The organism is Taishania pollutisoli, from assembly GCF_014518315.1.
Classification (GTDB): domain Bacteria; phylum Bacteroidota; class Bacteroidia; order Flavobacteriales_D; family Crocinitomicaceae; genus Taishania; species Taishania pollutisoli.
In genome coordinates this window covers 454969-467901 of the sequence record NZ_JACVEL010000002.1, presented here as the reverse complement: position 1 = coordinate 467901, position 12933 = coordinate 454969, and the positions used below count along the sequence as shown (strand labels likewise).

10 protein-coding genes are annotated in these 12933 nt (G+C 42.2%); 6 read left to right on the top strand and 4 right to left on the bottom strand.

Annotation, left to right across the window (positions count from 1 at the left end; translation table 11 throughout):
* On the bottom strand, nt 1–1326 hold the full coding sequence (locus H9Y05_RS05265; RefSeq protein ID WP_216713690.1) for a hypothetical protein: 1326 nt from the start codon (nt 1324–1326) through the stop codon (nt 1–3).
* A 223-nt stretch (nt 1327–1549) separates the two neighbouring features.
* On the opposite strand from H9Y05_RS05265, the gene H9Y05_RS05260 reads away from it, so the two are divergent.
* The 5 genes from H9Y05_RS05260 (at nt 1550) to prfA (ending at nt 7140) form a co-directional block, all read left to right on the top strand.
* On the top strand, nt 1550–3076 hold the full coding sequence (locus tag H9Y05_RS05260) for a bifunctional GNAT family N-acetyltransferase/carbon-nitrogen hydrolase family protein (RefSeq protein ID WP_163490967.1): 1527 nt from the start codon (nt 1550–1552) through the stop codon (nt 3074–3076).
* Nucleotides 3077–3190: 114 nt separating this feature from the next.
* Complete coding sequence (locus H9Y05_RS05255; RefSeq protein WP_216713689.1) at nt 3191–4543, top strand: UDP-N-acetylmuramate--L-alanine ligase; 1353 nt, start codon at nt 3191–3193, stop codon at nt 4541–4543.
* A gap of 92 nt (nt 4544–4635) precedes the next feature.
* On the top strand, nt 4636–5421 hold the full coding sequence (locus tag H9Y05_RS05250) for an alpha/beta fold hydrolase (RefSeq protein ID WP_163490691.1): 786 nt from the start codon (nt 4636–4638) through the stop codon (nt 5419–5421).
* 240 nt (nt 5422–5661) lie between these two features.
* Complete coding sequence (locus tag H9Y05_RS05245; RefSeq protein ID WP_163490692.1) at nt 5662–5934, top strand: HU family DNA-binding protein; 273 nt, start codon at nt 5662–5664, stop codon at nt 5932–5934.
* A 123-nt stretch (nt 5935–6057) separates the two neighbouring features.
* A complete protein-coding gene (gene prfA / locus H9Y05_RS05240; RefSeq protein ID WP_163490693.1) occupies nt 6058–7140 on the top strand; it encodes a peptide chain release factor 1 in 1083 nt (360 codons plus the stop codon).
* A 139-nt stretch (nt 7141–7279) separates the two neighbouring features.
* On the opposite strand, the gene H9Y05_RS05235 is transcribed toward prfA, so the two are convergent.
* Nucleotides 7280–9181 carry an amidophosphoribosyltransferase gene (locus H9Y05_RS05235; RefSeq protein WP_216713688.1) on the bottom strand — a complete coding sequence of 634 codons (1902 nt, stop codon included), beginning with the start codon at nt 9179–9181 and terminating at the stop codon, nt 7280–7282.
* Between the two features lie 369 nt (nt 9182–9550).
* Nucleotides 9551–10090, bottom strand: a complete 540-nt coding sequence (locus H9Y05_RS05230) for a hypothetical protein (RefSeq protein WP_163490695.1) — start codon at nt 10088–10090, stop codon at nt 9551–9553.
* A gap of 149 nt (nt 10091–10239) precedes the next feature.
* Here H9Y05_RS05230 and H9Y05_RS05225 point away from each other — a divergent pair, with 149 nt between their 5' ends.
* The gene (locus H9Y05_RS05225; RefSeq protein WP_216713687.1) at nt 10240–12222 is read left to right on the top strand and encodes a glycosyltransferase family 39 protein; all 1983 of its coding nucleotides are present in this window, start codon (nt 10240–10242) and stop codon (nt 12220–12222) included.
* Here the strand turns inward: H9Y05_RS05225 and bshB1 are convergent.
* Nucleotides 12188–12904 (bottom strand): bacillithiol biosynthesis deacetylase BshB1, encoded by a 717-nt coding sequence (bshB1, locus tag H9Y05_RS05220; RefSeq protein WP_163490697.1) that lies wholly within the window; start codon nt 12902–12904, stop codon nt 12188–12190. The two genes, H9Y05_RS05225 and bshB1, sit on opposite strands and share 35 nt — an antisense overlap.
* Between the last annotated feature and the right edge of the window lie 29 nt (nt 12905–12933).

The window sequence follows — 12933 nt, the reverse complement described above, 5'->3', positions numbered from 1 at the left end:
TCAAAACTTATAAGGCAATTGCTCCTTGTATAAATACCGTTTTTGAATGGACTCCAACGGGCGGTAAAGGTAGTAAACAAAATTATCGTGAACGGCGACTTTATCTACCCATTGATACTCCAGCTGAATGCGCTCTTTGATTTCTCCTGTATTGGTATCAATCAAACCGATGTACGTCAACCCGGATTTCTCAAACCGTGCGTAAATCTGCCCTGTCACCGGATCCTGGATCAGGTCTTTTTTCCAGCCGGTAGATTTCGGTTGATAATGATGAAAAATGGCCACCGAGTCCAACGGATTTCCCAAATGATCGTATTTTAACAACTTGTCTTTGTAATAATCAAATACAAACAGTGTATCGTTCCGGTGAAACATGGGGGCATATAATTCTTTATAATAAATGGAACGGGTGAAATAGTTCGCTCCAACCCAGATTTCGGCATCAATTCCAGTCTCCAGTTCTTTTTGTTTCGCCCAGAGTTTTACGCGTACATCCGCCCATTTATACTCTGCACGATACAACTCCATCATCAGCTGGTCTTCTACACTTACGATTTTCAAATAGGCCGAATCCAGCTGATCAAAACTGAAGTAGTCAAACGCAGGGTAATCCGGGTTAAAGTTAGAAAAATACACCGTTGACTCGTTGGTATCAACAATCGGCATCACATACCTGGTAAAGTATTCTTTCGATAAATTGGCGAGTTTAACGCGCCCTTCATCAACATAAACACCAAACACGTTTTCCTCGCAGACAATGTGTGCATTTCCCCGGAAATCGCGCTTCAATTCCTTTGCTACTCCCGGAACCTGGAAGGAGTTGACAACATCCTGTCCGTTGTACACCAACAATTCACTTCCCTTCGTCAGGCGTTTCGGGTAGGCCAACAAAACAAAAGTTCCGTCTTTCTGAATTTCAAAATCGGCAACGCTCAAACGCTGCGAACCATAGACGGTATATGGCGTTCCGACCGGTTTAATGACCACATCCCCCAGGTTGGTAAATTTTTCTGCTGTCAGAAATACTTCCAGTTTCAATGTATCTCCGGAAGAAGGAATTGAAATATCTTTGCAAGACGACTGGTAAATCGGGTGAGAATAACTGGTTTTTACCAACACTCCTTTTTGGGCATAGAACCCGATGCTCCCTTTTTGGGTAGATGTAAGAATACGCATCCGGTCACTTCCGTTCAACACCGTCACATTCACATTCGGGACAACATCCCCTGTCTTTTTATCCAGTAGTTGAATGGATACATACAACGAATCCTGTGCCTTAAGCGGCTGAATCAGGAGAACAAAAAGAAAAAAGAAGATGACTTTCATAGTACTGTTTTCAATACAGATGCAAAAGTCGGTATTTTTCCATAAAAACGGCTCTATCGTATAACAACGTTCTGATTTCTGTTACGTTATCATTTGTTAACAATCCCACTTCATTCCGGTGAAAGGAATTCATTCTTTTTCATTATATTTGAAAATGACATGGAGAAAATACCTGCCTGTTTTCTTGTGTCAGATCAATACCACTTGCAATATAACGACGTATATGAATCTTGAAGAAATTAATAAAATAGAATTGAAATACCTTCAGTTCAAAGACTATCTGGAAATTAAAAACACAATGATCGCGGCTTATCCGTCGCTGCAAAATGCTTACTGGGAAGAAAATCAAATAAAATCACTGCTGAAAAAGTTTCCGGAAGGTCAGGTGGTGATTAAAGTCAACGGAAAAATTGCAGGATGTGCATTAGCGATCATTGTAACGCATGACGATTTTAATAAAAACCATACCTATAAAGAAATCACAGCTGACTATACATTTGATTCACATACTTCCGACGGCGACACGCTCTATGGAATTGACATTTTCATCAACCCGGAATACCGTGGATTACGTCTGGGGAGAAGGCTTTATGATTACCGAAAAGAATTGTGTGAAAAACTAAATCTGAAAGGAATCACATTTGGCGGACGTATTCCGAACTACCACAAATATGCCGATAAATTCAGCCCCAAGCAATACATTGAGAAAGTACGCAGGAAAGAAATCTACGATCCGGTACTCAATTTTCAATTGTCCAATGATTTCCACCCGACCCGAATTCTCAAAGGTTACCTGGAAGGTGATGAAGCATCGAATGAATTTGCGGTTCTGCTGGAATGGCATAACATTTACTATGAAAAGCCGGTCAAGAAGGCCTCCACACAGAAGACCGTTGTACGCCTGGGATTAATTCAGTGGCAAATGCGCCCGTACAACGATCTGCAATCCTTGATTCAACAGGCAGAGTATTTCATCGATGCCGTATCCGGATACCGGTGTGACTTCGCATTGTTTCCGGAGTTTTTCAATGCCCCGCTGATGGCACAAAACAACCACCTTCCGGAAGCGGAAGCCATTCGGGAGCTTGCCAAACATACAGAAGAAATTATCAAAACCTTCTCCGGTTTTTCCATTTCTTACAACATCAACATCATTTCCGGAAGTATGCCTGAAATCAGGCATGGGAAACTGTACAATGTCGGATACCTGTGTAAACGCGACGGGACTGTTGAACGGTATGAAAAACTGCACGTCACTCCTGACGAAGAAAAAATCTGGGGAATGCAGGGAGGAAATAAATTTAAGGTCTTCGATACCGATTGTGGGAAAATCGGCATCCTGATTTGCTACGATTCTGAATTTCCTGAGTTAAGCAGGATGCTGGCGGATGAAGGAATGGACATTTTATTTGTTCCCTTCCTCACAGATACACAAAACGGATATTCCCGCGTCCGGCATTGTGCACAGGCAAGGGCAATTGAAAATGAATGTTACGTGGCAATTGCAGGAAGCGTGGGCAACCTTCCGAATGTACACAACATGGACATTCAGTTTGCCCAATCAATGGTTTTCACTCCATGTGACTTCGCATTTCCGACCAATGGAATCAAAGCGGAAGCAACACCCAACACAGAAATGATCCTTATTGCTGATGTTGATCTGGGATTGCTCCGGGAATTACATGAATTCGGGAGCGTCCGAAATCTCAAGGACAGAAGAAAAGATTTATTTGAACTCAAAAGAAAATAAGAGTCGGGTTGATCCTGCAAATTGATTTAAACACAGATCATTGTTAGTAACAATCACCCGGAATTGATTTTCAAACCGGTTCTATCTGTACTTTTAAACGGATATTTTACACACATGAACGTACATTTTATTGCCATCGGAGGAAGCGCTATGCACAATCTGGCGATCGCACTGAAACGAAAAGGTTATAACGTCAGCGGATCGGATGATGAAATTTTTGAACCCTCCCGCTCACGCCTTGAACGCGAGGGGATTTTACCGGCTAAGATCGGCTGGGATGAGAACAACATTCACTCACAACTGGACGCCGTAATCCTGGGAATGCATGCCCGGGCAGATAATCCGGAGCTGTTGAAAGCAAAGGAACTGGGGTTGAAATTGTTTTCCTATCCGGAATACCTGTATGAACAAAGTAAGCATAAAAAGCGGATTGTTGTCGGAGGGAGCCACGGGAAAACAACCATTACCTCTATGATTCTTCATGTCACCAACCAGTTAGGCATCAACATTGATTATATGGTAGGCGCACAACTGGAAGGGTATGACTGCATGGTTAAACTAAGTGACAACGCACCGATGATGTTGCTCGAAGGAGATGAATACCTCAGTTCCCCGATCGACCGGCGGCCTAAATTTCACCTGTACCATCCCGATGTCGCGATTCTGAGTGGAATTGCATGGGACCACATCAATGTATTCCCAACATTTGAGAACTATGTGGAACAATTCGATGTATTTTGCTCACTGGTCAACGACTGCCTTGTATACAACCAGGAAGATGAGGAAGTAAAAAAATTGGGAGAAAAGTACGCCTCCCGGATCACAACGATTCCATACCCGACTCCGGTTTACAAAGTCAATCAAAAAGGAACACTGTTGTCATTTGAAGGAAAAGAGTATCAACTACAGATTTTCGGTCAGCACAACATGCAAAACCTCATGGGAGCAATGTATGTGGGAATTCAGATGGGAATTGCTGCTCACGATTTTTTAACAGCTATTGAGTCGTTCACGGGGGCCGGAAAACGATTACAGAAAATCAGGGAAACCGATTCATTTGTAATGTTTAAGGACTTTGCGCATTCCCCCTCCAAACTGAAAGCGACGACGAAAGCTGTGAAAGATCAATATCCGGACAGAACGGTTGTTGCATGTATGGAACTCCATACCTTTTCATCCTTGAAGAAAGAGTTTCTCCCGCATTACAAAGATGCCATGAAAGCAGCAGATGAAGCGGTTGTTTATTTCAATCATGAAGTTGTACAGCATAAAAAACTGGAACCGATTACCGAGCAACAAGTCTTCGAAGGGTTTAACGGAGGAGTAAAGGTGATGACAAAAACGGAAGATGTATTGCAGTTTATCAGGGGTAAAGACTGGAATAACAAAGTGTTGCTGCTGATGTCTTCCGGGAATTTTGACGGGATCGATTACGACCTCCTGGCAGAGGAAATTACAAAAAGTTAACACGATAGCTGTGAAATTACGTTAAAAATCCGTTAACTTTACATGCGAAAACGGCCAGTAGAATAAAATAAAAGCGACTAAAAACGAACGGATTGTTACGGTATATCTTCATATTTGTATTATTGGGTGCATTGTTTGCACACTCCCGTTCTACGTATTTTTTCGGGATCAGCGAGGCTGATTTAATGGAAGGAATTCGTTTGGAAACGGTCATGCTCAATGATGCTGAACGTTCGCGGCTGGTTCCGGTAGCGATTTACACCAGCTATGCTGATAGTGCCAAGCAAAATTTACCAGTCATTTTATTCAATCACGGTTATGGAAAAAACCAGGGAGACAGTTACCTGACGTATTCGTATCTCAATGAATTTCTGGCATCAAAAGGATATTGCGTTATCAGTATCCAGCACGAGGTAAAAACAGATGAAAAACTTCCGATGGAAGGGAATTTACAGGAATTGAGAAAACCGATCTGGGACAGAGGAGTTGAAAACATGCGGTTTGTTATCCGGGAACTGGATTCATTACGTCCGCAATTCAATTTTAAGAAGCTGACATTGATCGGTCACTCCAATGGCGGCGACATTGCTGCCAATTATGTTTTTTCATACCCGGATTCCATTAAAAAGCTCATTACACTGGACAATTTGCGGATGCCGCTTCCCAAATTCAATTCTGTTTCGGTGATGTCCCTGCGCGCTTCCGATACAGAAGCCGACCCGGGAGTATTGCCCAACAGTGAAGATCAAAAGAAGTACAAAATGAAAATCGTTTACCTGGCCAATACCAATCACGGTGACATGAACGATAAAGCGACCGATGAACAAAAAGCGGAAATCAACCGGGAAATTGACTATTTTCTAACGGCCAGACAATGATCTGTTTTATCATTCGATTTTAACATTCAGCCGAAACGGTCCGGCTGAAAAAGGCCTGACTAACATCTGTAAAACCATGCTGTTACCCGTATAAACACGGGGTTTTCTCCTTACTTTATCAACAAAACAGCACTTTTTTCAACAAAACCCCACTTTTTTAGCCGGAATCTGTTGGTAGTAAAGGATATTGAATATATTTGCTTTGGTTAAAATTTAGTAATAACATAAAAACTATTATCTATGAGTAAGTCTAGATTTATTGATTCAATTGCTGCTGACGCAGGAATTTCTAAGGCTGCAGCAAAAAAAGCATTGGATTCTTTCTTATCTAATGTTGCTACAGATTTGAAAAAAGGCGACAGAGTTTCTTTGGTAGGTTTCGGTTCTTTCTCAGTTTCTAAAAGAGCTGCAAGAACAGGACGCAACCCACAAACTGGTAAAGAAATTAAAATTGCTGCGAAAAACGTAGTACGTTTCAAGGCAGGTGCAGAACTTTCTGGAAACGTAAACTAATTAACGTTTTCAAACAACATGAGAAGGGAATCAGACTGATTCCCTTTTTTTGTGCACTACTTCTACATTCGGGGTGACTGATTTTGTGTTGAATTCACTATATTTGCACCCTAAAAATTTACTATGAGCGATTTATTGCAAAAATTAGAAGCAATTCACTACAGATTTGTTGAAGTTGGTAAAATGATTGTCGATCCGGACATCATTGCCGATATGGATCGCTATGTTAAGCTGAATAAAGAATACAAGGACCTGGAAGAAATCGACCAGACATACCATACCTATAAAAATTTACTCGGAAACATTCGCTCTTCCCGTGAATTGCTGGAAGTAGAAACAGACCCTGAAATGCGGGAAATGGCCAAACTGGAAATCGAAGAACTGGAATCCAGAAAACCGGAGATGGAAGAAGAAATAAAGTTCATGCTCATCCCCAAAGATCCGGAAGACGATAAGAACGCCATCATGGAATTACGTGCAGGAACAGGTGGTGATGAAGCGTGCATCTTTGTGGAAGACTGTTTCCGTATGTATACCATGTTTTTCAAGGAAGCGGGGCTTCAATATGAAGTCATTAACTCGTCCGAAGGAACCATAAAAGGATACAAAGAAATCTCAATGAGTGTGACCGGTGCCGGTGTTTACGGAACCTTGAAGTTTGAATCAGGTGTTCACCGCGTTCAACGTGTTCCTGAAACGGAATCACAAGGACGCGTTCACACTTCGGCCATTACAGTGGCGGTTCTGCCGGAAGCGGAAGAAGTGGATTTTGAACTGAACATGAGCGATGTCCGTAAAGATACATTCAGAGCATCCGGAGCAGGTGGTCAGCACGTCAATAAAACGGAATCTGCTATTCGTCTGACGCACATTCCGACCGGAGTCGTAGCTGAATGTCAGGACGGCCGTTCGCAGCACAAGAACCTGGAAAAGGCAATTTCCATGCTCCGTTCCCGCTTGTATCAGATTGAGTTGGACAGGGTGCAGAGTGAGCGTGCAGAGCAGCGAAAAACATTGGTATCGACAGGAGACCGTTCCGCTAAAATCAGAACGTACAATTATCCACAGGGAAGAATTACAGATCACCGCATCAATAAAACGATTTATAATTTGTCTGCTTTTATGAACGGTGACATCCAGGAAATGATTGACTCACTGAAACTGGCGGAAAATGCTGAAAAACTAAAAGGACAGGAAGGATTTTAGAAGGGAAATCATCAAGTATCAATTGAATAATGATCAAGTGGTGAATCTTCAATAATTAAAAGATTGATTATAAACGCATTACTTGCTTTCTATCAAAATATCATGAGATCATAACGTCATACCGTCACCCACTGGTTTCCTAATACGCCCGTTCGTTGATTCCTTCTTTCCAGTTAATGAATGCTTTATTGACAACTTTATTTCCTCCCGGAGTCGGATAATTACCGGTAAAATACCAGTCTCCCAGGTTATCCGGACATGCTTTGTGTAAGTTCTCAACGGATTGATAAACAATGGATACTTCCGCGTTGATGTCCTCCGGAGTGAGCATTTGCGCGATCTTTGCTGAGATCTGTTCATCGGTAAACGGTGCGTAGATCTCTTTCACATAGTTTTTAATCTGTTCTTTCGGATACTGGATCTGTTCTTTACACTTTCTGTAGACGTCTTCAATCACCTGCCCTCTCCCCGACTCTTTCAACAACTCAATGGCTGCTTCAAATGCGATAAAATCACCCATTTTTGCCATATCAATCCCATAACAATCCGGGTAGCGGATTTGCGGAGCAGAAGAAACAACAACGATGCGTTTCGGATCCAATCGATCCAGAATGCGGAAAATAGACTGCTTGAGGGTCGTTCCACGTACAATGCTGTCATCAATCACCACCAGGTTATCTTTTCCGCGAATCACACTTCCGTAAGTGATGTCATAGGAAGACGCAACCAGGTCATCCCGCGACTCATCCTGGGAAATAAAGGTGCGCACTTTTGCATCTTTGATCGCAATTTTCTCAATCCGGGCCCGCTGAAATAAGATTTTTTCCAGTTGTTCCTTTGTGATCGCTGTTCCCAACTCCAGCACCTGCTGTAATTTCTGCTGATTGAGATAATCTTCCAATCCTTTGATCATCCCGTAGAAGGATGTTTCAGCTGTATTGGGTATAAATGAGAATACCGAATTGTCCAGGTCGTGATTCACTGCATCCAATACCTGTGGCACGACATATCTTCCCAGGTTTTTGCGCTCTTCATAGATCGACGCATCATTTCCTCTGGAGAAGTAAATACGCTCAAACGAACATTTTTTCGGTTCTTTCGGCTCGTTGATCAATGTCTCAGAAACACTTCCGTTCTTACGAATGATCAACGCGTGTCCGGGTGTCAATTCTTTGATTTGTTCACGTTTCAGTTTAAATGTCGTCTGAATCACAGGACGCTCGGATGCTACGATACAAATTTCATCGTCTTCATACCAATAAGCGGGGCGAATACCATTCGGATCTCTCAGTACAAACGCATCTCCGTGTCCGAACAAACCGGCCATTGCGTATCCTCCGTCCCAATCGGCGGAAGCACGTTTCAAAATGCGTTCAATATTGAGTGTATCAATAATCTTATGTGTAATTTCAGGATTAACATATCCTTTTGCTTTCAGCTCGTAATACAATTCATCGTTTTCTTCATCCAGGAAATGCCCAATCTTCTCCAGAACTGTTACTGTATCTGATTTTTCCTTCGGGTGCTGTCCGATGGAAGTCAATACGTCAAATAATTCATCAACGTTGGTCAGGTTAAAATTTCCGGCTACGACAAGGTTTCTCGTAATCCAGTTATTCTGGCGCAGGAAAGGGTGACAACTTTCGATTGAATTGCGTCCGAATGTTCCGTATCGCAGGTGTCCCAGGAATAATTCTCCTGTAAAACCCGCATTTTTTTTCAGATAGTCGACGTCTTTTAACAGTGCCGGGTTTTCTTTACCAATCTCCGCAAAGCGACTGTTGATGTGACTGAAAATATCCTGAATCGGCTTGCTATCAATGGAGCGGTAACGTGAAATGTATCGCTCTCCCGGATTCATATCCAATTTGATATTGGCTAACCCGGCTCCATCCTGTCCACGGTTGATCTGCTTTTCCATGAGCAGGTTCATTTTATTCAATCCATAAAATGCTGTTCCGTATTTGTCCAGATAAAATTGAAGGGGCTTTTTCAGCCTTAAAAGTGCAATTCCACACTCGTGTTTGATAGCATCGCTCATCGTTATTCGGAAACTAAATTGAGGTGCAAATTTACGGATTTTAATTTAACCGTTTTAGGAAATAACAAAAAGTTTAAAAATGATACTCTAAAAAACGGAACGCATTCCATTAAAGTGTTCAAACACACATCTTCCCGGATATTATCCGTCAATTACTCAGCTCTATGGCTTCACAACGTATTGACCACAGACGAACACGGATACAAAAACAATATGGTACAGATAAACAAAAAACACTCAAAATAGGTTGAAATGTCTACTCTATTCTCTCAAAGTAGTGAAAAATTTTGCATTTGAAATCTGTGAGATTAACGACAGTATGTTCAATATACCTAATCTGTAAATCCGTGGTTGAACAAATCACATAACTTATTTATTGATTCCACGCATATGAATGCTACTGGTGAAAATGGCAACAAACATCACAGCCAGTTGTTTTTGGGGACTCAACGAAGCAAGATTACCTGAGATTTCCCAGTAATCCCAGTCTTCGGAAGTATACGTTCTGATTTTCCCGGAAGCATCTCCCGAATATTCCCAGTAGTCCCAATCCTCTGAAGTATACGTTCTCATTTTTAATGAAGTTCCTGATCCGGTAATCTCCCAATAGTCCCAATCTTCGGAAGTATAGGTTCTGATTTTGATCGCTCCCCCATCCAGTTCCCAGTAATCCCAGTCTTCAGAAGTGTACGTTCTGATTTTTCCGGAAACTCCGGCATAGGTATATTCCCAATAATCCCAATCTTCAGAAGTATAGGTTTTGATTTTTCCCGAATTACTTCCACAATTCACTTCCCAATGGTCCCAGTCTTCGGAGGTATAAGTTCTGATTTTCCCCGATTGTGCGATTCCGTTCACAACCAATCCCAGGGTAACAATCAGTAAAAGAGCAATTTTCTTCATTTTCATATCAATCTATTGGTCGAAATTATTAAAATTAATTCGAACTATACGTATAGCCGGAAAAATAGCCGTTGAAAGCACTCCTGCCTGAATGAAAATTTTCAGTTACTTTTTTCAGAAAAGAACCATCAACCGGAAAAAAAGTAACTTTGTAAATGCTCTATCCGAAAATTACGCTCCGAAACAATCACATTATTTTGTCGGGAATCCTGATTATTGCGGGCATTCTTCGGTTTTATAATTTTTTTGAGTTACAATTTTTTCACGATGAATACAGTGCCATCGTCAGAACAGCCTATTCCAACACAGACGATTTAATCACACACGGAGTTCTCCCCGATTTTCACCCGGCTGGAGTACAACTATTCCTGTTCTATTGGGTACACTTATTCGGGACTGCCACCTGGGTTGTTAAGTTTCCGTTTGTACTGATGAGCATTGCAAGCGTTTACCTGGTTTATCGCGTCGTAAAACAATGGTCCAGCGAAACAGCGGGCTTGGTTTCAGCCGCATTTCTGGCTACCACTCAATATACTGTTCTCTACGGTGTTTATGCCCGTCCTTACGCTTCCGGGTTGTTTTTCACCTTGTTACTGGTACTGGCAGTCACCAATTTCATTCAACGTCCGGAGCGACGGTTTTGGTGGAACTGGATTTTATTCGTTCTGGCAGGAACTGCCTGCGCCTACAATCATTATGTGAATATGCTGATCGCAGGTGTCATCGGAATTTCTGTTCTTCCCCTTATCCCGCGAACGTTTATTCTAAAGTACATCATAGCGGGAGTTACAATCGGACTACTCTACATCCCCCATCTTCCCATCCTGTTCTTTCACATGAGTAAGGGAGGTGTCGGAGGTGGTGACGGGTGGTTACTTCCACCCGATCCTGGCTTTATCATAGATTACCTGGCATACCTGGGACATTACTCCCGGTGGTCAATCGCTTTGATTTTTTTCATTCTTTTTTTGGGCTGGTACGGGGGGCGTTCCGTACCAGGAGAATCGACTGTTAACAAGTCGAAATACCGGTTTTATTTCTTGCTATGCTGGTTTATTACGCCGTTTTTGATCTGTTATTTTTATTCGGTGTACAAAAATCCGATTCTTCAGTTTTCCGTGCTTATTTTCACACATTTCACGATTTACTTATTTCTGTTTGGCTGGCTGAAACAACTAAAACCTGTTTACAATGCAATACTTGTTGCAGCGATCGTACTAACCAATACGTTGACACTGATTTATGTCAGAAAACATTACCAGGTCAATTACCAGGTCGGGTATACTTCCGCATTGGATGAACTGGAAGTTGTACGAAAAAAATACCCGGAGATTCCCGCGTTGATTGCCACTGATTTTCGTTTTTCAGATTTTGATCAGCAACACCGAACGTACCCGGTGCCATTTGATAAATATACATTTACAGACAATGCACAGCTCCTTCACTACCTGGATTCTGTTTCACAAAAAAGTGATCGGTTATACTGCGTACTGTCATTTGACAATCCACCGGAAATAGTTCCGTTGATTCAACATTATTTCCCGGTCATCGAACAGCAACAAACCAATCAGGTGAACGTCATTTATGTTTTTTCAAAAAAAGGAAAAAGAAGTCACACCCCTGTCATTCATCACTGGGAACCTTCCCGTCTGCCAAAAAGCTGGATAAATACCGATGAGAAAAACAGGACAACCATAGATAATCACTGGTACTACAGGATGGATTCAATCACCGAATGGGGGCCCGAAATTGTGTTCGACCTGAAAGACATTACCGCTGCTCCTCACAACATTATTGATATCGAAGTCACGACAAAGGGATTAGTCCCGGGAAAAGAAGTAATCATTACGGCAATGGTTACCGACAACGACTCTACATTGATGTGGACAGGAGGAAGCACCTATATTCCGGATGCGAACAGTGACCGGGGAAAAATCTTTCACTCCATGACGGTTTCTAAACTGGATTACATCCGAAACAATCAACTTAAAATCATGATCTGGAACAAAGCTAAAACTCCATTTTACATTGAAGATGTACTCATTCGTCTGCGAGAAGGAAATCCATACAAATATGCCGTCTCAGGTCCTGTTTATCCGACGGTTATTTCAACGCTAACAGGTCTTCAACACCGATAAACCGCTCTACGGTAAATCCTTCGGCATACTCGACCCCGATCGGGCGTCCCATGTTGGACATTCTTCCCTTGATGAAGTCAAAAAATTCCTTTCCGGAAATCGGTGTCTTCGGTGCATCGGTATTCGGATCGTAAAATTGCGTACGGAATGCCTTAAGAACCTCCATTTTTTGTTCGGCAAATGGTGTAACATCTACTACAAAGTCAGGTTCAATATAGCGATCCTGAATGTAATGGTACACTGCTTTCGGGCGGTAAGCCTGTTGCTGTTCTCCATCCAGTTCTGTACGGATTTTTTCCAATCCGGCAAAAAAGCAGGCATCTGAAACGAGTTTGGAAGCTCTTCCGTGATCCGGATGACGGTCTGTAATCGAATTTGCCAGGACGATTTCAGGTCTGCACTTTCTGATTTCCCGGATAATCGCCAAACGGTTTTCCGCATTGTCTTCAAAGAATCCGTCCGCCATTTTTAAATTGGTACGGTAATGCAATCCCATCAGCCTGGAAGCTTCTGCAGCTTCCGCATATCTTGTTTCAATGGTCCCCCTCGTTCCCAACTCCCCCTGTGTAAGGTCTACAATTCCAACTGTTTTTCCGTTTTGAATGTGTTTTATCAGCGTTCCGGATGCTGAGATCTCTATATCGTCGGGATGTGCTGCAAATGCAAGAATATCTAATTTCATAACCTCGTTTTTCCCTACAAAAGTACGAA

What these genes read in the sequence shown, in the direction of transcription:
- H9Y05_RS05225 (WP_216713687.1), top strand. Translation starts at nt 10,240, where the DNA reads ATGCTCTATCCGAAAATTACGCTCCGAAACAATCACATTATTTTGTCG.
- H9Y05_RS05235 (WP_216713688.1), bottom strand. Translation starts at nt 9,181, where the DNA reads ATGAGCGATGCTATCAAACACGAGTGTGGAATTGCACTTTTAAGGCTG.
- H9Y05_RS05260 (WP_163490967.1), top strand. Translation starts at nt 1,550, where the DNA reads ATGAATCTTGAAGAAATTAATAAAATAGAATTGAAATACCTTCAGTTC.
- prfA (WP_163490693.1), top strand. Translation starts at nt 6,058, where the DNA reads ATGAGCGATTTATTGCAAAAATTAGAAGCAATTCACTACAGATTTGTT.
- H9Y05_RS05230 (WP_163490695.1), bottom strand. Translation starts at nt 10,090, where the DNA reads ATGAAAATGAAGAAAATTGCTCTTTTACTGATTGTTACCCTGGGATTG.
- H9Y05_RS05255 (WP_216713689.1), top strand. Translation starts at nt 3,191, where the DNA reads ATGAACGTACATTTTATTGCCATCGGAGGAAGCGCTATGCACAATCTG.
- bshB1 (WP_163490697.1), bottom strand. Translation starts at nt 12,904, where the DNA reads ATGAAATTAGATATTCTTGCATTTGCAGCACATCCCGACGATATAGAG.
- H9Y05_RS05265 (WP_216713690.1), bottom strand. Translation starts at nt 1,326, where the DNA reads ATGAAAGTCATCTTCTTTTTTCTTTTTGTTCTCCTGATTCAGCCGCTT.
- H9Y05_RS05245 (WP_163490692.1), top strand. Translation starts at nt 5,662, where the DNA reads ATGAGTAAGTCTAGATTTATTGATTCAATTGCTGCTGACGCAGGAATT.